The 19,121-nt window shown below is 61.0% G+C and carries 18 protein-coding genes; 7 read left to right on the forward strand and 11 right to left on the reverse strand.

Annotation, left to right across the window (positions count from 1 at the left end):
• The first annotated feature begins 231 nt into the window (after positions 1 to 231).
• Both MKS85_RS16445 and MKS85_RS16450 read left to right on the forward strand, forming a co-directional pair.
• Positions 232 to 927, forward strand: coding sequence for a hypothetical protein (locus MKS85_RS16445; RefSeq protein ID WP_310663022.1), 696 nt, complete (start codon positions 232 to 234; stop codon positions 925 to 927).
• Positions 924 to 1,832 (forward strand): hypothetical protein, encoded by a 909-nt coding sequence (locus MKS85_RS16450; protein ID WP_310663023.1) that lies wholly within the window; start codon positions 924 to 926, stop codon positions 1,830 to 1,832. The genes MKS85_RS16445 and MKS85_RS16450 overlap by 4 nt, the downstream gene beginning before the upstream one ends.
• Before the next feature lie 194 nt (positions 1,833 to 2,026).
• Here the strand turns inward: MKS85_RS16450 and MKS85_RS16455 are convergent, their stop codons facing one another.
• The 3 genes from MKS85_RS16455 to MKS85_RS16465 all read right to left on the reverse strand — a co-directional run bounded on the left by MKS85_RS16455 (position 2,027) and on the right by MKS85_RS16465 (position 3,843).
• Positions 2,027 to 2,302, reverse strand: a complete 276-nt coding sequence (locus tag MKS85_RS16455; RefSeq protein ID WP_024777879.1) for an HU family DNA-binding protein — start codon at positions 2,300 to 2,302, stop codon at positions 2,027 to 2,029.
• A gap of 192 nt (positions 2,303 to 2,494) precedes the next feature.
• Entirely contained in the window at positions 2,495 to 3,643 is a 1,149-nt protein-coding gene (locus MKS85_RS16460; RefSeq protein ID WP_047226792.1) for an NAD(P)/FAD-dependent oxidoreductase, read from the reverse strand.
• Positions 3,644 to 3,678: 35 nt separating this feature from the next.
• Positions 3,679 to 3,843: a rubredoxin gene (locus tag MKS85_RS16465; RefSeq protein WP_047226732.1), complete on the reverse strand. Its 165-nt coding sequence runs from the start codon at positions 3,841 to 3,843 to the stop codon at positions 3,679 to 3,681.
• Positions 3,844 to 4,040: 197 nt separating this feature from the next.
• On the opposite strand from MKS85_RS16465, the gene MKS85_RS16470 reads away from it, so the two are divergent.
• Together MKS85_RS16470 and ubiA are read left to right on the forward strand one after the other, a co-directional pair.
• A complete protein-coding gene (locus MKS85_RS16470) occupies positions 4,041 to 4,604 on the forward strand; it encodes a chorismate lyase (RefSeq protein WP_047226791.1) in 564 nt (187 codons plus the stop codon).
• Positions 4,604 to 5,494 carry a 4-hydroxybenzoate octaprenyltransferase gene (ubiA, locus tag MKS85_RS16475; RefSeq protein ID WP_188251872.1) on the forward strand — a complete coding sequence of 297 codons (891 nt, stop codon included), beginning with the start codon at positions 4,604 to 4,606 and terminating at the stop codon, positions 5,492 to 5,494. The genes MKS85_RS16470 and ubiA overlap by 1 nt, the downstream gene beginning before the upstream one ends.
• A 92-nt stretch (positions 5,495 to 5,586) precedes the next feature.
• On the opposite strand, the gene MKS85_RS16480 is transcribed toward ubiA, so the two are convergent.
• Positions 5,587 to 5,973 carry a hypothetical protein gene (locus MKS85_RS16480; protein WP_076383212.1) on the reverse strand — a complete coding sequence of 129 codons (387 nt, stop codon included), beginning with the start codon at positions 5,971 to 5,973 and terminating at the stop codon, positions 5,587 to 5,589.
• A 152-nt stretch (positions 5,974 to 6,125) separates the two neighbouring features.
• On the opposite strand from MKS85_RS16480, the gene phoB reads away from it, so the two are divergent.
• The 3 genes from phoB (at position 6,126) to MKS85_RS16495 (ending at position 9,647) form a co-directional block, all read left to right on the forward strand.
• On the forward strand, positions 6,126 to 6,815 hold the full coding sequence (phoB, locus tag MKS85_RS16485) for a phosphate regulon transcriptional regulator PhoB (protein WP_003177195.1): 690 nt from the start codon (positions 6,126 to 6,128) through the stop codon (positions 6,813 to 6,815).
• Between the two features lie 81 nt (positions 6,816 to 6,896).
• The gene (phoR, locus tag MKS85_RS16490) at positions 6,897 to 8,183 is read left to right on the forward strand and encodes a phosphate regulon sensor histidine kinase PhoR (protein WP_230682609.1); all 1,287 of its coding nucleotides are present in this window, start codon (positions 6,897 to 6,899) and stop codon (positions 8,181 to 8,183) included.
• 123 nt (positions 8,184 to 8,306) lie between these two features.
• Positions 8,307 to 9,647 carry a hemolysin family protein gene (locus MKS85_RS16495; RefSeq protein WP_047226728.1) on the forward strand — a complete coding sequence of 447 codons (1,341 nt, stop codon included), beginning with the start codon at positions 8,307 to 8,309 and terminating at the stop codon, positions 9,645 to 9,647.
• A 144-nt stretch (positions 9,648 to 9,791) separates the two neighbouring features.
• Here the strand turns inward: MKS85_RS16495 and MKS85_RS16500 are convergent, their stop codons facing one another.
• The 7 genes from MKS85_RS16500 to MKS85_RS16530 all read right to left on the reverse strand — a co-directional run bounded on the left by MKS85_RS16500 (position 9,792) and on the right by MKS85_RS16530 (position 19,097).
• A complete protein-coding gene (locus tag MKS85_RS16500; RefSeq protein ID WP_047226727.1) occupies positions 9,792 to 10,688 on the reverse strand; it encodes a M23 family metallopeptidase in 897 nt (298 codons plus the stop codon).
• A 237-nt stretch (positions 10,689 to 10,925) separates the two neighbouring features.
• The gene (locus tag MKS85_RS16505) at positions 10,926 to 11,888 is read right to left on the reverse strand and encodes a response regulator (protein ID WP_047226726.1); all 963 of its coding nucleotides are present in this window, start codon (positions 11,886 to 11,888) and stop codon (positions 10,926 to 10,928) included.
• 169 nt (positions 11,889 to 12,057) lie between these two features.
• Complete coding sequence (gene phoU / locus MKS85_RS16510; RefSeq protein WP_047226725.1) at positions 12,058 to 12,819, reverse strand: phosphate signaling complex protein PhoU; 762 nt, start codon at positions 12,817 to 12,819, stop codon at positions 12,058 to 12,060.
• Positions 12,820 to 12,932: 113 nt separating this feature from the next.
• Complete coding sequence (gene pstB, locus MKS85_RS16515) at positions 12,933 to 13,766, reverse strand: phosphate ABC transporter ATP-binding protein PstB (RefSeq protein WP_047226724.1); 834 nt, start codon at positions 13,764 to 13,766, stop codon at positions 12,933 to 12,935.
• Between the two features lie 139 nt (positions 13,767 to 13,905).
• Positions 13,906 to 15,576, reverse strand: coding sequence for a phosphate ABC transporter permease PstA (gene pstA, locus MKS85_RS16520; protein ID WP_047226723.1), 1,671 nt, complete (start codon positions 15,574 to 15,576; stop codon positions 13,906 to 13,908).
• Between the two features lie 15 nt (positions 15,577 to 15,591).
• The gene (locus MKS85_RS16525) at positions 15,592 to 17,625 is read right to left on the reverse strand and encodes an ABC transporter permease subunit (protein ID WP_188251916.1); all 2,034 of its coding nucleotides are present in this window, start codon (positions 17,623 to 17,625) and stop codon (positions 15,592 to 15,594) included.
• A 467-nt stretch (positions 17,626 to 18,092) separates the two neighbouring features.
• The gene (locus MKS85_RS16530; protein ID WP_047226721.1) at positions 18,093 to 19,097 is read right to left on the reverse strand and encodes a phosphate ABC transporter substrate-binding protein PstS family protein; all 1,005 of its coding nucleotides are present in this window, start codon (positions 19,095 to 19,097) and stop codon (positions 18,093 to 18,095) included.
• Positions 19,098 to 19,121: the final 24 nt, after the last annotated feature.

Consider the following 19,121-nt stretch of genomic DNA (forward strand, 5'->3'; position numbering starts at 1 on the left):
GCTTCTGGCCTATAGCTGCCAGTCCGCAATGAACCGCACAAACCCGTACGCACGCTATAGATCCAATCACCTCAACGCGCCTTGAGACCTTCCGCTTCCCAGTTAAGAGTGCTGGCCCGCTGCCAAGCGCTCTGTAACCCAGCTGAAAAAAATATATCAATCTGCCACTATTGTTCCGCCCGATGCTGCCGACACAGGCAGCATCGTTTTTAAATCATAAGGACTTGATGCATGTCTTTTCACACCTTCCGCACCCTCGCTGCACTGACGTTACTCGCCTGCCTCACGCTCACCGGCTGCGCCCACGTTCAACCACCAGTACCGCTGGATCATCAATTCTGGGATGCCAAGGAGCCGACTATCGGTGTGGCGATTACCGTGGTGCCGGAGCCTGTGCTGGCGCTTACCGGCAATCAGGGCCTTCTGGATTTGGCCATCAACAAGGGCGTTAACAGCACACTCAGCGACAGTGTCGAGAAATGGCAAGTCAAGGACCTCAACACGCTGCCGGACGCCATTGTCGCCAAGTTGCAGGCCAAGGGTTACAAGGCCAAACGAATCGACGAGCCGGTGGATCTGAAGGTCTATAAGGAAGTCAGTTTCCGCGAAGGCTACACGGTCCGCGACCTGACGCCGCTCAAGGCGACTTACGGGGTGGATCGCCTGTTGTTGGTCAACATTCTGGCTACCGGCGCCACTCGCAGCTATTACAGCGTCGTGCCGACCAGCGTGCCGATGGCCCAGGTGGGCGGGCAAGGCATGGTGGTTGATCTGGCCGACAACAAGCTGCTGTGGTTCAAACCTTTTGCCGTCGTGCAGGCCGCTCAGGGTGAGTGGGACGAGCCCAACTACGCCAATCTGACCAACGCCTTCTACCAGGCGATGGATACCAGCCGCCAGCAAATGATCACCCCGTTCGAACAATGAAACCCGCGCTGATAACGGCCGGCACGCTGGCCCTGCTGGTGCTGGCCGGTTGCGCGCAGAAGCCTGCGCCGCCGGCCGGTTTCAAGTCGCAAGAGGCGGTGACTTACGTCCAGGCCCATGGGGTCAGGGTGGATGTACAACTGCCGCCGGCGTTCGTGGGGGCCAGCACTGTGGTCGACGCCAAGGCCGCGCAGCAGGCCGCGTCGTCGAGCCATAATCTGATCGCCAGTTCCGGCAACACTGCCGGGCTTGCCGGTTTGCTGGTCGCCAGCCTGATCAATACCCAGATGGGCAGCGGCAGCTTGCAGCGGGACGCGGAAAACGCTGCCGCCAAGGAGTCGCGCCCGCTGGCCGACCTGTTGGCGGGCGTGCCGTTGCAGGAACGTCTGCAACAGCGTTTCCAGCAGGCTTCGCTGGCGGCCGGCCTCAAGCAGGGAACGGGGCCCGTGACTGCGCGCTTGCTGGTCGAACCTAAACTGATGCTCACCCCCGATCGCGGCAGTTTCGTGCTGATCAATCAGGTGCAGGTCCAGGATATTGCCGGTTCGGCGCTGTACCGCATGCGCATCGAAGTCACCAGCCAGCCGATTCGGCGTTGCGGCAGCCGCTGCATTGATGATGGCAGCCTGGATCTGGCGCAAGTCACGGCGGTGCTGGACGAGTGCATCGACGAATCGATGCGCGTGCTGACCACCGACCTGATGCTGCCGACCCCACCGCCAGCCGCCCAGGAAACCTTGCGTTATGTGCTCGATGGTCAGCGCGTGGTCGAGCGCGGTTATCAACTGGCCCACAACGGCAGTTATTGGCGTTATCGCAACCTCTACGGCGCGGTGAAATCAGTGCCGGTGCCGTTCGAGGATGCGCTGACAGAGGCGCAGTTGCAGAAGGTATACGGGCGTTAATCTGGGTTGCGCCACCGAGCGGGGATAAATCCCCTCGCCCAACCAACAGGCGGCCATCGCGAGCAGGCTCGCTCCCACATTGGCGGTTTGGGGCCTTCGACGTTCGGGACAAAGCCATAAAAAAAGGGCATCCGACTCAATCGGCATGCCCTTTTTTTCTACCGTTTGCCCCCTAACCGGGGAACCCGCGGCGATTATGGATTGACGCTGTCCTTCAACATTTTGCCCGGCTTGAAGGCGACCGTGTTGCTGGCCTTGATCTTCACCGGCTCACCGGTCTGTGGGTTTTTGCCGGTACGCGCGCCGCGGTGGCGCTGCAGGAAGGTGCCGAAGCCTACCAGGGTGACGCTGTCCTTGCGGTGCAGGGCGCCGGTGATTTCTTCGAGAACGGCGTTGAGGACGCGGTTGGCTTGCTCTTTAGTGAGGTCGGCCTTTTCCGCGATGGCGGCGGCGAGTTCTGGTTTACGCATGAATGAAGCCCCTTTTGACGGTTTTTTTGTTGTTATGTCTGGGCTGTACTCATGGAAACAGCCCCTAAGGCGCCGCAGGCTCTACTCTGCGGCAGACGGGAGTGAGGATGGCACGGGGCCGCAGGCGACGCCAGTGTCAGGGTGGCCTTTGTCGCGCCGAAAGCAGGGTATTTACGACAGAAGGACTGGCATTTACGCCAGCAGCGCTGGAAGCTCTTTGTTCAGTGCCAGTTTTTCCATCACGGCCGCGCCGGTCAGGGCGTAACCCAGCAGGTTGCCGTTGGCGTCGCGGCACAGGGCCTTGATGTCACTGCCCTGCCCTTCGACGCTCCACACGCCTTCGCTGCCCCGTGGTGGTGGCGAAACCACCAGTGGGCACACCGGGGTTTTCACGGTAATTGGCATGGCACCGTAGCGCACGGCGGTCGGGTTGCCGGCCAGGGTTTGGGCCAGGGCGCGGGCGCAGCTCATCAGCGGCATGACGTACAGCAGGTTCAAGCCGTCGACCTCGGCGCAGTCGCCCAGGGCGTAGATGTTGGCGTGGGAGGTTTTCAGGTGGCGGTCGACCACCACGCCGCGATTGACCACCAGGCCGGCAGCGGCGGCCAAGTCGATGCGGGGGCGCAGGCCAATGGCCGAGACCACCAGGTCGCAGGCGATCACCTGGCCGTCGGACAGGTGCGCCTCCAGCCCGTCGGCCACCCGTTGCAGGCGATTGAGCACCGGCCCCAGGTGGAAACGCGCGCCGAGGCTTTCCAGCCCGGCCTGTACCGCAGCGGCGGCCGCAGGGTGCAGCAGGGTCGGCATGACTTGCTCGCACGGCGCGACCAGTTGCACTTCGTAACCGCCCAGGATCAGGTCGTTGGCGAATTCGCAGCCAATCAGCCCGGCACCGAGCAAGAGCACCCGGCGCTTGCCGGCGGCCGCTGCGCGAAAGCGTGCGTAGTCTTCCAGATCGTTGATGGGGAAGATCAGGTCCGAGGCATCACCTTGTACCGGCACGCGCACGGTTTCTGCGCCCCAGGCCAGGATCAGGTCGCGGTAGTTCACCGTTTCTTCGCCGATCCACAAGCGTTTATGGCCCGGATCGATGCCGCTGATGCGGGTGTGGGTGCGCACTTCGGCGTTCAGTTGCTCGGCCATGGCGCCCGGCTCGGCCATGCTCAGACCGTCGGCGTCTTTGTTTTTGCCAAAGCCTGTGGAGAGCATCGGCTTGGAGTAGGAGCGACCGTCATCGGCGCTGATCAGCAGCAGCGGAGTTTCGCTGTCGAGTTTGCGAAACTCCCGGGCCAGGTTGTAACCGGCAAGGCCCGTACCGACGATGACGACAGGTGCACTCATGTTGCTCTCCATGTAGCTCTCCATGCAGGAAACGATCAGATAGCGATCATTTCGAAATCCGATTTACCCACGCCGCAGTCCGGGCAGAGCCAGTCTTCGGGTACGTCTTGCCAGGCAGTGCCGGGCGCGATGCCGTCATCCGGCCAGCCAAGGGCTTCATCGTAGATCAGGCCGCAGACAATACATTGCCACTTTTTCATTCAGGTACTTCCTCAGGTGTCGGCATTTGCCGGTATGGTTGGGTCGATGTAAAGCTGCCCCTTCCGGCTCAGGGCGTTTTGTACTGATCGGTCGCGATAGATGCAAGCATGATCGACGCTAAGACCGCCCCGCTGAATCAAATTCGCCAACCGACATGGTAAGCTCGCGGCCTCATTTGCTGCCATTCAAGACCTCTGTGCCGCATACAAATTCGATATTTCCTACACTCCAATGGTTGCCCCAGCCCCTGCTGTCGCCTCGCCCTGACGCCTGTGTGCTCGACTGGCTGTTCGACGAAGGGTCCCTGACCCGGCGCCTGACGCGGCTGTCGGATGAGCGTTTCAGCGTGACGCCGCTGTTCGAAGGTTGGCAACCCTTGCGGGCCGACGAATGTGCCGCGCTGGATCTGGCCGAGGGCAGCGAAGGCTGGGTACGCGAGGTGTATCTGCGCGGCCATGGCGAGGCCTGGGTGTTTGCCCGCAGTGTGGCGGCGCGTAGCGCGTTGCAGGGCGACGGTTTGCAGATGGACGAACTGGGCAGTCGCTCTCTGGGCGAGTTGCTGTTTTGCGACCAGGCGTTCCAGCGCCGGGCCATCGAGGTTTGCCATTACCCCGAACAATGGTTGCCGGCTGAGGTGCGCGCCCGTGAACTGTGGGGCCGCCGTTCGCGTTTTGATCGCGGAACGTTGAGTGTGCTGGTGGCGGAAATTTTCCTGCCGCGCCTGTGGACCGTCGCCCGCGCCTATTCGGAGAACTGCTGATGTACGTGCAACTGCTCAAATCCTTGAACCGCCTGAACCCGCGGGCGTGGGACTTCGTGCAACTGACGCGCCTGGACAAGCCCATCGGCATCTATCTGCTGTTATGGCCGACGTTGTGGGCTTTGTGGATTGCCGGGGAAGGTTCGCCGTCCCTGGCCAACATCGTGATTTTCGTGCTTGGCGTGGTCCTGACGCGCGCCGGTGGTTGTGTGATCAACGACTGGGCCGACCGCAAGGTGGACGGCCACGTCAAACGCACCGAACAGCGCCCGCTGGTGAGTGGCAAGATCAGTTCGAAAGAGGCACTGGTGTTCTTCGCGGTGCTGATGAGCGTGAGCTTCCTGCTGGTGCTGTGCACCAATGCACCGACCATCTTGCTGTCCCTCGGCGGGCTGGCGCTGGCGTTCAGTTACCCGTTCATGAAGCGCTACACCTACTATCCGCAAGTGGTGCTGGGGGCAGCGTTCTCCTGGGGCATGCCGATGGCGTTCACTGCCGAAACCGGGCATTTGCCGGCGGCGGCCTGGCTGCTGTACATCGCCAACCTGCTGTGGACGGTGGGCTACGACACCTATTACGCGATGACTGACCGGGACGATGACTTGCGGATCGGCGTCAAGTCCACGGCCATTCTGTTTGGCGATGCCGACCGCGTGATCATCCTGACGCTGCAGGGCTTGGCCTTGGGTTGTCTGCTGCTGGCCGGGTCGAAATTCCAGTTGGGCGGCTGGTTCCACTTGGGGCTGGTGGCCGCTGCCGGGTGTTTTGCCTGGGAGTTCTGGTACACCCGGAGCAGGGACCGGATGCGCTGCTTCAAGGCGTTTTTGCACAACCATTGGGCCGGTTTGGCGATTTTCGTGGGGATTGTGCTGGATTACGCGTTGCGGTGAGACCGCTGACCCAGCGCTGAACCCACGGTCATGAAAATCTTTGTGGCGGGGAGCTTGCTCCCCGGCCACAAAAGCGTTTTAGCACCGATCAGCTACTTGGGCTTGGCAACCTTCCAGGCACCGCCCATTACGCCGTCACCGGTCTTGTCTCCTTCTTTCTCGTCCTTCACGAAGGTGTACAGCGGCTTGCCGTCGTAGGCCCACTGCGACGACCCGTCGTCGCGCGTAATCACGGTCCATTTACCCATGGGCATGGCAGCGCTTTCAGCCTTGAGCGGTGGCCAGTTCTCGGCACATTTGGCGACGCACGCTGACTTGCCGCCTTGGTCTTTTTCAAAGGTATACAACGTCATGCCCTTGTGGTCGGTCAGCATGCCATCTTTGATCATCGCCGGTTCGTCAGCCGCGTACGCCAGCGCCGGCAGCACCAAGGCAACCGCCAGGCCCAGGGCCTTGATGGATTGGGTAAGGTAAGTCATGGAAACCTTCTTTTGCAGTTGTCAGGAATCGGACTCAAAAGCTTAGTCCAGGATCCTCTACACTGCCGGGTGCCGAAACAAGTGTCACACGACTGCAATAATTCCGTTATCTAATGCGGCGCAAGACAGTTAAATGACAAGAGGATTACCCCATGGTTGGCAGGAGCATTCTGATCGTCGACGACGAAGCGCCCATCCGCGAGATGATCGCCGTTGCGTTGGAGATGGCCGGCTATGACTGCATGGAAGCAGAAAACTCCCAACAGGCCCACGCCATCATCGTCGACCGCAAGCCCGACTTGATTCTGCTGGACTGGATGCTTCCCGGTACGTCTGGCATTGAACTAGCGCGACGCCTCAAGCGCGATGAGCTGACCGGTGATATCCCGATCATCATGCTCACCGCCAAGGGCGAAGAAGACAACAAGATCCAGGGCCTGGAAGTTGGCGCCGACGACTACATCACCAAGCCGTTTTCCCCTCGGGAGCTGGTGGCACGCCTGAAGGCCGTGTTGCGGCGCGCCGGTCCGACCGATGGCGAGGCACCGATTGAAGTCGGCGGCCTGCTGCTGGACCCCATCAGCCACCGCGTGACCATCGACGGCAAACCCGCCGAGATGGGCCCGACCGAATACCGTCTGCTGCAATTTTTCATGACTCACCAGGAGCGCGCCTATACCCGTGGGCAACTGCTGGACCAGGTCTGGGGCGGTAATGTTTATGTCGAGGAGCGCACCGTGGACGTGCACATTCGTCGCCTGCGCAAAGCCCTCGGCGATGCCTATGAGAATCTGGTACAAACTGTGCGCGGCACCGGTTACCGTTTTTCGACCAAGGCCTGACCCGAGCCCTTACCGCCCGACAAGCTGACAAGGACGCGCGTTCAATTGAATCAAAACTGGCATGGCACCCTGATTCGCCACATGTTGTTGCTAGTGACCGGCTGTCTGGTCGTGGGCCTGATCACCGGCTTCTACGGCTGGAGTCTGGCGGCGGGCCTGGCGCTGTACCTGGCCTGGACGCTCAAGCAATTGCTGCGCATGCATGAGTGGTTGCGCCTGCATAAACCCGACGAGGCCCCGCCTGACGGCTATGGCCTGTGGGGTGAGGTATTCGACAGCATCTATCACCTGCAACGGCGCGACCAGCGCGTGCGTGGCCGCCTGCAAGCGGTGATCGACCGGGTCCAGGAGTCCACTGCGGCGCTCAAGGACGCGGTGATCATGCTCGACAGCGATGGCAACCTGGAATGGTGGAACCGCGCCGCCGAAACCCTGCTGGGCCTCAAGACCCCTCAAGACAGCGGCCAGCCAGTGACCAACCTGGTGCGCCACCCTCGCTTCAAGGAATACTTCGAACAGGAAAACTACGCCGAGCCGCTGGAGATTCCTTCGCCCACCAATGACCGGGTGCGCATTCAGCTGTACCTCACGCGCTACGGCAACAACGAGCACTTGATGCTGGTACGTGACGTGACGCGCATCCATCAGTTGGAACAGATGCGCAAAGACTTCGTCGCCAACGTCTCCCATGAGTTGCGCACGCCGTTGACCGTGATCTGCGGGTATCTGGAAACCCTGCTGGACAATGTCGAGGAAGTGAACCCACGCTGGAGCCGCGCGTTGCAGCAGATGCACCAGCAAAGCGGGCGTATGCAGACCCTGCTCAATGACCTGCTGCTGCTGGCCAAACTTGAAGCCACCGATTACCCCTCGGACAACCAGCCGGTGCCTGTCGACGACTTGCTGCAAATCATTGTTGAGGATGCCCAGGAACTCTCCGGGCCCAAGCAGCAGACCATCACCCTTGAAGCCGACCCTAACGTGCAGCTCAAGGGCAGCGAGGCCGAATTGCGCAGTGCCTTCTCCAATCTGGTGTTCAATGCCGTCAAGTACACGCCGGAACAAGGCCGGATTCACGTTCGCTGGTGGGGCGACGGCCAAGGCGCACACCTGAGCGTGCAGGATTCGGGCATCGGCATCGACAGCAAACACCTGCCGCGCCTGACCGAACGTTTCTACCGCGTCGATTCCAGTCGCAACTCCAATACCGGCGGCACCGGGCTGGGCCTGGCGATCGTCAAGCACGTGTTACTGCGGCATCGCGGGCGCATGGAAATCAGCAGCGTGCCCGGCCATGGCAGTACGTTTACCTGCCATTTTGCCCCGGCACAGACGGTTCGCGCGCGCCTCACCCGCGCCGCCGATTGAGACCGGCCAGCACTCGCCACTAGGCAACGGCCCAGTCAGCCGCTACATTGGCTGACTTGTGCCTGCCTTTTCAGGCACTCATTTCCAATCCTTTCGAATATACGGAACCCGCAAAACTCCATCATGGACCCTTCCCCTGGCTTGTCCCTGGCAACACTCTTCGCCGAATTCGGCATGATTCTTTTTGCTCTGATCCTGGTTCTGCTCAACGGCTTTTTCGTTGCGGCCGAATTTGCCATGGTCAAACTGCGCTCGACCCGGGTCGAGGCCATCGCTGAGAAAAACGGCTGGCGCGGGCATATCCTGCGTACCGTTCACAGCCAGCTCGATGCTTACCTGTCGGCCTGTCAACTGGGTATCACCCTGGCCTCCCTGGGCCTAGGCTGGGTCGGTGAGCCGGCGTTCGCCCACGTTCTGGAGCCGCTGCTGGGCGCGGTCGGCGTTGAGTCGCCGGAAGTGATCAAGGGCGTGTCGTTCTTCACCGCGTTCTTCATCATTTCGTACCTGCACATCGTGGTCGGTGAGCTGGCGCCCAAATCCTGGGCGATTCGCAAGCCCGAGCTGCTGTCGCTGTGGACCGCCGTGCCGCTGTACCTGTTCTACTGGGCCATGTACCCGGCGATCTACCTGCTTAACGCCAGCGCCAACGCCATCCTGCGTATCGCCGGCCAAGGCGAACCCGGCCCGCATCACGAGCACCATTACAGCCGTGAAGAACTGAAACTGATCCTGCACTCCAGCCGTGGCCAGGACCCAAGCGACCAGGGCATGCGTGTGCTGGCCTCGGCTGTGGAAATGGGCGAGCTGGAAGTGGTGGACTGGGCCAACTCCCGGGAAGACCTGGTGACGCTGGAGTTCAATGCGCCGCTCAAGGAGATCCTGGCGATGTTCCGTCGCCACAAGTTCAGCCGCTATCCGGTGTACGACAGCGATCGCCAGGAGTTCGTCGGCCTGCTGCACATCAAGGATCTGCTGCTGGAACTGGCGGCCCTGGATCACATTCCCGAGTCGTTCAACCTGGCCGAACTCACCCGCCCACTGGAGCGCGTGTCGCGGCACATGCCGCTCTCGCAGCTGCTGGAGCAGTTCCGCAAGGGCGGCTCGCACTTCGCCCTGGTTGAAGAAGCCGACGGCAACATCATCGGTTACCTGACCATGGAAGACGTGCTCGAAGTGCTGGTGGGCGACATCCAGGACGAACACCGCAAGGCCGAGCGCGGCATCCTGGCCTATCAGCCGGGCAAGCTGCTGGTGCGCGGCGACACGCCGTTGTTCAAGGTCGAGCGCCTGCTGGGCATCGACCTGGACCACATCGAGGCCGAGACCCTCGCCGGGCTGGTCTATGAAACCCTCAAGCGCGTGCCGGAAGAGGAAGAAGTGCTGGAAGTCGAAGGCCTGCGGATCATCATCAAGAAGATGAAAGGACCGAAGATTATTCTGGCGAAGGTGTTGATGCTCGGTTGAGCCCCACCTTTCTACAAGGCATGTACAATCTCTGTGGCGAGGGAGCTTGCTCCCGCTCGGCTGCGAAGCAGTCGTCGCTTTTGGGGCCGCTTCGCGACCCAGCGGGAGCAAGCTCCCTCGCCACAGTAGATCGGCGCCAGCCGCTTACTGCTTGCCCAACGCAAAGTTGGGCAAGTCGCCCACCGGTTGATTGAACTGGTAGGGAATCGACACCAGCCCCAACCCGGTATTGCGCTGCACCACGAAATGCAGGTGCGGACCTGAACTGTTGCCGGTATTGCCAGACAGCGCCAGCGGCGTTCCCACCATCACCCGTTGCCCTTCCCGCACGCTCACCGAGCCTTTTTGCAGGTGCAGGTACACGCCCATGGTCCCGTCATCGTGCAGCACCCGCACGAAGTTGCCCGACGGGTCGGTGCCACGGCCGGTCTGGTGGTTTTCCGTCTTGACCACCACGCCGCCGCGCGCCGCGATGATCGGCGTGCCCTCGGGCATGGCGATGTCCATGGCATAACGGTTTTTGGGGCCATAGTGGCTGTATTGACCGTTGGCCCCCTGGCTCAGCCGAAACGGACCGCCACGCCACGGCAGCGGGTATCGATAGGCCTGCGCCGTGCCTGCAGGGTCGCCCAGGGAGTATTCGAACCGCGGGGTATACACCAAAGGCTTTCCGGGGCGCGTGGCCGTGAGCAGCGCCAGACGCAGGTTGCTGCGCGCCGGCAGCACCCGCCGGATCGGCCGGCTCGGTGCCCCGCTGACGTTGCGTAGCCCGGCAAAACTCAATTCGATCTCCACCGGCGCGTACAAGTCGTTGCGCACGAACACCGCGTCCGCGCCCTTCTGTTTCTTGATATCGAGAAACACCTGGCGCTCGAGACGTTCGACCATGCGATCACGGAACACGAACACCTGCGCGCCCTTGCTGGGGCGGTCGCTGTAGGACACCACGCCATTGGCATCGGTGGACTTGTATATCGTCATGGCCACGGCCGAGGTGGAGGCCAGGACAAGACCACAGGCAAACAGCAGGGGCAAAAACATGGGCAAAAATTCTGTCGAAATGAAGGCCTGCACTGCAGCCTAGCAGCTGGATGGACCAGCGTAGTCGACGGATGTTTCAAAATGGGTTGGCCGATAGGGCGCTATTGTCGCTGGTGACCCCATCGCGAGCAGACTCCCTCCCACACTGGATCTGCTGTGGACACAAATTTTGTGAACAACAGAGATCACTGTGGGAGCGAGCCTGCTCGCGATGACTGACTGAAGGACGCCGCCGAATCAGGCGCCAGGTACGAAGTGCTTCTGCGCTGTACCGCGGGCAATCAGGCGGGAGATGTAGTCGAGCTTCTGTGGGTCTTTATCGACAAAACGGAAGGTCAGTTGCAGCCATTCGCTGTCGGGGGTCTGCTCGTGAGCAACGATGGCGTGCAAGTAACCGTTGAGGCGAGCGGTTTCGGCGTTGTCGCCCTGCTCCATGTCCAGCACGGCGCTTTCCAGCACCTGTGGCAGGGTGTCGGTGCGTTTGACCAGCAGCAGCGCTTCCTTGAGGCTCAGGGCCTTGATCACGCATTGCTGGGTGCCGCTGGAGAGGCGCAACTGGCCCTGACCACGGTTGGCGCCAGCCGGGGCGGTGGAGGCTGAAGGCGCTTTGACCGGCGGGCTATTGAGCATGCCGCGGGCTGGAGCAGCAACAGCGGCAGGCGCGGCAGCTGCAACGACAGCAGGCTTGGCAAACGGATTGACCGCCGGAGCCGCCGCCGCAACCGGAGCCGCCTTGCCGCCGGTAAGCGCGCTGAGCGAATCATTGCCGAACGCCGAGTTCATCTTGGTCGGAGCGCTGTTCATCAGGGTGTCGAGCTTGCCAACCTTGTGCAGGGCCTGCTTGACCTTGGTCAGCAGTTGCTCGTTGGTGAACGGCTTGCTGACGTAGCCGGAAACGCCGGCCTGGATCGCCTGGACCACGTTTTCCTTGTCGCCGCGGCTGGTGACCATCACAAACGGCATGCCCTTGAGATTGTCCTGCTGGCGGCACCAGGTCAGCAGCTCCAGGCCCGACATTTCCGGCATTTCCCAATCGCACAGCACCAGGTCGAACGCCTCACGGGCCAGCAGGGATTGGGCTTTCTTACCGTTCACCGCATCTTCGATGCGGATGCCCGGGAAGTAGTTGCGCAGGCACTTCTTCACCAGGTCACGAATGAACGAAGCGTCGTCCACGACCAACACACTGACCTTACTCATCCAGATACACCTCTAAAAAATCCCGGCAAGCATACCGCTTTTACTGATGGCATATTGCCAAAAAACCTTCAGTCACGCCGGGACTCTTCGTTCGCGGGGTGCTGCTATCGATTAAAAAAGCCGCAAAAAAAAGCCCGACCAGAAGGCCGGGCGCTTTTCTTGGGCAATCTTACTTATCGTCAGTTTCGCCCGGAACATTAGCGGTTTCGGACGAGGTGCCCTCCACTTCGGCCTTCATGCGCTTGAGCCCCAAGTGCCGCACGTCGGTGCCGCGCACCAGGTAGATCACAAGTTCCGAGATGTTGCGCGCATGATCGCCGATACGCTCCAAAGAACGCAGCACCCAGATGATGCTCAGCACCCGGGAGATAGAGCGCGGGTCTTCCATCATGTAGGTCGCCAGCTCACGCAGCGCGGTCTTGTATTCGCGGTCGATGATCTTGTCGTACTGGGCCACCGACAGTGCCAGGTCGGCGTCGAAACGGGCGAAGGCATCCAGTGCGTCGCGCACCATGTTGCGCACCTGGTCGCCAATGTGACGAACTTCGACGTAACCGCGCGGCGCCTCGCCTTCTTCGCACAGCTGAATGGCGCGACGGGCGATCTTGGTGCTTTCGTCGCCGATTCGTTCCAGATCGATCACCGACTTGGAGATGCTGATGATCAGGCGAAGGTCGGAAGCGGCCGGTTGACGACGGGCCAGGATGCGCAGGCACTCTTCGTCGATGTTGCGCTCCATCTGGTTGATCTGGTCGTCGATCTCGCGCACTTGCTGGGCCAGGCCGGAGTCGGCCTCGATCAGCGCGGTCACCGCGTCGTTGACCTGCTTTTCCACCAGCCCGCCCATGGCCAGCAGGTGACTGCGTACTTCCTCCAGCTCGGCGTTGAACTGTGCGGAAATGTGGTGAGTAAGGCCTTCCTTCGAAATCATGGTTTTGCTCCGCAAAAGCTGTGAGCTGCAAGCTACAAGCTGCAAGCTGATGTGTGTCGTTACTCGGATCGCTTCTACTTGCCGCTTGCAGCTTGACGCTTGCGGCTCTACGGCTAGCCGTAGCGACCGGTGATGTAGTCTTCGGTCTGCTTCTTGGCCGGGTTGGTAAACAGGGTGTCGGTGTCGCCGAATTCCACCAGTTTGCCCATGTACATGAAGGCGGTGTAGTCGGAAACCCGCGCCGCCTGTTGCATGTTGTGGGTCACGATGACGATGGTGAATTTGGATTTGAGCTCGTAGATCAGCTCTTCGACTTTCAGGGTCGAGATCGGGTCCAGGGCCGAGCAAGGTTCGTCGAGCAACAAGACTTCCGGCTCAACGGCGATGGTACGGGCAATCACCAGACGTTGCTGTTGACCACCGGACAGGCCCAGTGCCGATTCGTGCAGACGATCCTTGACCTCGTCCCACAGCGCCGCGCCCTTGAGCGCCCATTCCACGGCTTCGTCAAGAATGCGCTTTTTGTTGATGCCCTGGATGCGCAGGCCGTAGACCACGTTCTCGTAGATGGTTTTGGGGAACGGGTTAGGCTTCTGGAACACCATGCCCACACGACGACGCAGCTCGGCCACATCTTCGCCCTTGCGGTAGATGTCGTTGCCGTAGAGGTTGATTTCGCCCTCGACGCGGCAGCCGTCCACCAGATCGTTCATACGGTTGAAGGTGCGCAACAAGGTCGACTTGCCGCAGCCCGACGGGCCGATGAACGCGGTGACGCGCTGTTTCGGAATGTTCAGGCTGACGTCGTACAGCGCCTGCTTCTGACCGTAGAACAGGTTCAGGCCGGGCACTTCGATGGCGACGGTTTCCTGAGCCAGGTCCAGGCTCTGCTTGTCGCGGCCCAGGGCCGACATGTTGATGCCGCGTGCTTGTGTCTCGTGTTGCATGGGAGGCTCCCTGTGCTAACAAATTCGGTTCGGTTGTCTGGGAGCGAGTCTGCTCGCGATTCAGGCAACTCGGTTTGGCTTTAAAACCGAGGTGATGCCATCGCGAGCAGGCTCGCTCCCACAAAAGATCAGTGTGAAATCAGCTATCGAGTGCTTTGTACTTCTCGCGCAGGTGGTTACGGATCCACACCGCCGACAGGTTGAGCGTGGCAATCACCAGCACCAGCAACAGCGCCGTGGCGTATACCAGCGGTCGCGCCGCTTCGACGTTCGGGCTCTGGAAGCCTACGTCATAGATGTGAAAGCCCAGGTGCATGATCTTCTGGTCCAAGTGCAGGTACGGGTAGTTGCCGTCCAGCGGCAGCGACGGGGCCAGTTTCACCACGCCTACCAGCATCAATGGCGCCACTTCACCCGCGGCGCGAGCCACCGCGAGGATCATGCCGGTCATCATCGCCGGGCTCGCCATGGGCAGCACGATTTTCCACAGTGTCTCAGCCTTGGTCGCGCCCAGGGCCAGGGAGCCTTCGCGCACGGTACGGGGGATACGCGCCAGGCCTTCTTCGGTGGCGACGATCACCACCGGCACCGCCAGCAGCGCCAGGGTCAGGGACGCCCAGAGCAGGCCCGGGGTACCGAATGTCGGTGCCGGCAGGGCTTCGGGGAAGAACAACCGGTCAACCGAACCACCTAACACATAAACGAAGAAGCCCAGGCCGAACACACCGTAGACGATGGCCGGTACGCCCGCCAGGTTGTTCACCGCGATGCGGATCAGGCGGGTCATCGGTCCCTGGCGAGCGTATTCGCGCAGGTACACCGCTGCCAGCACACCGAATGGCGTCACCACCATCGCCATGATCAGGGTCATCATGACGGTGCCGAAAATCGCCGGGAAGATCCCGCCTTCGGTGTTGGCTTCACGAGGATCGTCGCTGAGGAATTCCCAGACCTTGCTGAAATAGAAACCGATCTTGGTGAACGTCCCCATGCCGTTCGGCTGGTAGGCATGCACCACTTTGCCGATCTCGATTTCCAGTTCTTTGCCATTGGCATCGCGGGCGGTCAGGCTGTCGCGGTTGAACTGCGAATGCAGGTCGCCCAGACGCGCTTCGATGTCTTTGTAGCGGGCATCGAGCTCGGCGCGGTCAGCGTCCAGGTCCGCTTGTGCAGCAGCGTCCAGCTTGCCTTCCAGCTCCAGCTTGCGACCTTTGAGACGAATGCGCTCAAGTCCTGCGTTGATTGCGCCGATGTCGGATTTTTCCAGGGTCTTGAGCTCAGCCGCGAGTTTGTTGACCCGGGCCACGCGAGCTTGCAGTTCCGGCCAGGCCGCTTCGCCTTCGGCGATGACCTTGCCGTTCTCTTTGACGTTGACCAGGTAGCCGTAGAAATTACCCCACTCACGACGCTCGATGGCCATCAGCTCCGGCGGCGTGGTCTGGTTGGTCAGCCAGTCACCGACGATCCAGGTGAAATCCGTGCCGTTGAGGTCTCGGTTGCCGACCTTGATCAACTCGCGGGTCATGAACTCGGGGCCTTCGTCCGGCACCGGCAGGCCAGCGCTTTTCAGACGCTCGCGGGGCACTGATTCCTTCTGCACCACTTCGCCTACAACCAGATGCGCGGGCATGCCCGGCACGTTGTAGCTGGCGTGGATCAGGTCCGCCGGCCAGAAATGGCCCAGACCGCGCACGGCAATCACTGCCAGCAGGCCAATGGTCATGATGACCGCGATGGACACCGCACCACCGCTGATCCAGACGCCGGGGGCGCCGCTCTTGAACCATCCTTTCAGGGAGTTCTGTTTCACAGACTTCTACCTTTCTTAAAGCGACGAATATTTCTTGCGCAGACGCTGACGGATCAGCTCGGCGAGGGTGTTCATGATGAAGGTGAACAGCAGCAGCACCAGCGCCGACAGGAACAGCACGCGGTAATGGCTGCCGCCGACTTCCGACTCAGGCATTTCCACCGCCACGTTGGCCGCCAGGGTGCGCAGACCTTCGAACAGGTTCATTTCCATGACCGGCGTGTTACCGGTGGCCATCAGCACGATCATGGTTTCACCGACCGCACGGCCCATGCCGATCATCAGCGCCGAGAAGATGCCGGGGCTGGCGGTGAGAATCACCACGCGGGTCATGGTCTGCCACGGCGTGGCACCGAGGGCCAGCGAGCCCAGGGTCAGGCCACGCGGCACACTGAACACGGCGTCTTCAGCGATGGAGTAGATGTTCGGGATGACCGCGAAACCCATCGCCAGGCCGACTACCAGGGCGTTGCGCTGGTCGTAGGTGATGCCCAGATCATGGGAGATCCACATGCGCATGTCGCCACCGAAGAACCAGGCTTCCATGTACGGGCTCATGTACAGCGAGAGCCAGCCCACGAACAGGATCACCGGGATCAGCATCGCGCTTTCCCAGCCCTCTGGCACCTTCAGGCGCACGGACTCAGGCAAGCGGCTGAAGACGAAACCGGCCACCAGGATGCCAACGGGCAACAACATCAGCAGGCTGAAGATACCTGGCAGGTGCCCTTCGACGTAGGGCGCCAGGAACAGGCCGGCGAAGAAACCGAGGATCACCGTCGGCATCGCTTCCATCAGTTCGATCACCGGCTTGACCTTGCGGCGCATGCCCGGGGCCATGAAGTACGCGGTGTAGATCGCGGCAGCAATCGCCAGCGGCGCAGCCAGCAGCATCGCGTAGAACGCCGCTTTCAGGGTGCCGAAGGTCAGCGGCGAAAGGCTCATCTTGGGTTCGAAATCGGTGTTGGCCGCAGTCGATTGCCAGACGTATTTAGGCTCGTCGTAGTTTTCGTACCAGACCTTGCCCCACAACGCGCTCCACGAGACTTCCGGGTGCGGGTTATCCAGCAGCAACGGTTGCAACTTGCCGCCTTGCTCCACGATCAGACGGTTGGCCCGAGGTGACATGCCGAACAGGCCCTGGCCGTCGACCACCTGGTCCACCAGCAAGGTGCGGTGAGCGGTACTGTGGAACACGCCGAGTTTGCCGGAAGCGTCCAAGGCCACGAAACCTTTACGCCGTTCCTCGGCGGTGATCTCAACGATCGGCGCAGTGCCCATCTGGAACGTACGAATCTGTTTCAGGCGTTGCTCACCGTCCGCATCGCGGGCCATGAACCACTGAGCCAGGCCACCTGTGGAGTCACCAATGATCAGGGAAATCCCGCCTACCAATTGGGTGCTGGCGGTGACCTGGGCGTCGCCGTTCTCAAGCAGCTTGTAGCGACCGTTGAGGCTCTTTTCCCGCAGGCTGAACACATCGGCCTGGGCACGCCCGTTGACCACATACAGCCATTGCTGACGCGGGTCGACGAAGATGTTTTTGACCGGCTCGGTCATCTGCGGCAGATCGATACGCGTCTGCTCGCTGGTGACTTCACCGGTCATCATGTTTTCTTCGCTGGTGATCGACAGCACCTGCAGTTGCGCGCCCGTGGAACCGGCGAGCAACAGGGTCGAATCAGTGGCGTTGAGCGATACGTGCTCCAGCGGCGCGCCCTGCTCGTTGAGCACAATCGGCGTTTCGCCGTACGGGTACTCGATGGCCGGCGAAATGGTTTTCTTGCCGTCCGGATAGCTGACTTTATAGGTATGACGCACCACCAGTGCCTGGCCGTTGGACAGACCGATCACCACCAGCGGGCTGCCGGGTTGGTCTTCGCCGATGGAGGTCACGCTGGCACCCGCCGGCACCGGCAGGTCGACACGACGCAGCTCTGCCCCGGTGTCTACATCAAAGAACAGCGCCTCGCCCTTGTCGGAAATCCGCATCGCCACCTGGTTCTGCTCTTCGATGGCGATCATCAGCGGTTTGCCGGCGTCCTGCATCCAGGCAGGAGTAATCGAGTCCTTGGAGGTCAGGTCCGCGCCCTGGAACAGCGGGAGGACCACATACGCCAGGAAGAAGAAAATCAAGGTAATGGCCGCCAGCACGGCGAGCCCGCCGACCAGAACGTACCAGCGGGTCAGGCGATCCTTGAGCGCGCGGATGCGGCGCTTGCGTTGCAGTTCAGGCGTATTGAAGTCAATGCGCTTGGGAGGGGAAGTCGTAGTCATTGTGGAATTGGCCAGATCATTCATGCGCACACCCTAGCGATCCTGTATGACAGAAAGATGACAATGCAGTGACGCAACAAATCCGCCGCCCGTGAATACCGGCAGCGGACAGAAATTGGGGTGTGGGGGGGCTTGCTCGGGATGGGGTCATCACATTCAAACCTCAATGTTGACTGACCTACCGCTATCGCGAGCTAGCTCGCCCCCACAAAAGCCCGGGTGTGGCCCGGGCTCAGGTATTACTTCTTGGCGACGTTGGAGCCTTCGCCTTCGGACAGACCCAGGTCAGCCAGGGCCTTGGCGGCAACCTTGGCTGGCAGTGGGATGTAGCCGTCCTTGACCACAACTTCCTGACCTTGCTTGGACAGAACCAGCTTCAGGAACTCAGCTTCCAGCGGGGCCAGAGGCTTGTTCGGAGCCTTGTTGATGTAAACGTAGAGGAAACGCGACAGTGGGTACTTGCCGTTCAGGGTGTTTTCTTCGGTGTCTTCGATGAACTCGCCGCCTTCTTTCTTGGCAAGAGCAACGGTTTTCACGCTGGCGGTTTTGTAGCCGATGCCCGAGTAGCCAACGCCGTTGAGCGAGCTGCTGATGGACTGTACAACCGACGCCGAACCAGGCTGTTCATTGACGTTGGACTTGTAGTCGCCTTTGCACAGGGCTTCTTCTTTGAAGTAGCCGTAGGTGCCGGATACCGAGTTACGACCGAACAGCTGGATTGGCTTGTTGGCCAGGTCACCGGTCACGCCCAGGTCACCCCAGGTCTTGACGTCAGCCTTGGCGCCGCACAGGCGGGTCGACGAGAAAATTGCATCGACCTGAGCCATGGTCAGGCCTTTGATCGGGTTGTCCTTGTGTACGAACACAGCCAGGGCGTCCACGGCCACTGGAACAGCAGTAGGCTTGTAACCGTATTTGGTTTCGAAGGCCTGCAGCTCGTTGTCCTTCATCTTGCGGCTCATCGGGCCCAGGTTGGAGGTGCCTTCGGTCAGCGCAGGTGGCGCAGTGGAAGAACCGGCGGCCTGAATCTGGATATTTACGTTCGGGTATTCTTTCTTGTAGTTCTCGGCCCACAGGGTCATCAGGTTGGCCAGAGTATCGGAGCCGACGCTGGACAGGTTGCCCGACACACCGGTGGTCTTGGTGTAGCTCGGGATGGCTGGGTCGACAGCGGCAACCGCGTGGGCGGTCGCAACGCCAGCGGCGACAAAGGTCATTGCCGTCATCAAACGCTTCAGTTTCATGCCTTACTCCTAGCAGATAGGTGT

The sequence above is a fragment of the Pseudomonas sp. JL2 genome (assembly GCF_031570495.1).
In the GTDB taxonomy this organism is placed as follows: Bacteria; Pseudomonadota; Gammaproteobacteria; order Pseudomonadales; family Pseudomonadaceae; genus Aquipseudomonas; species Aquipseudomonas rhizophila.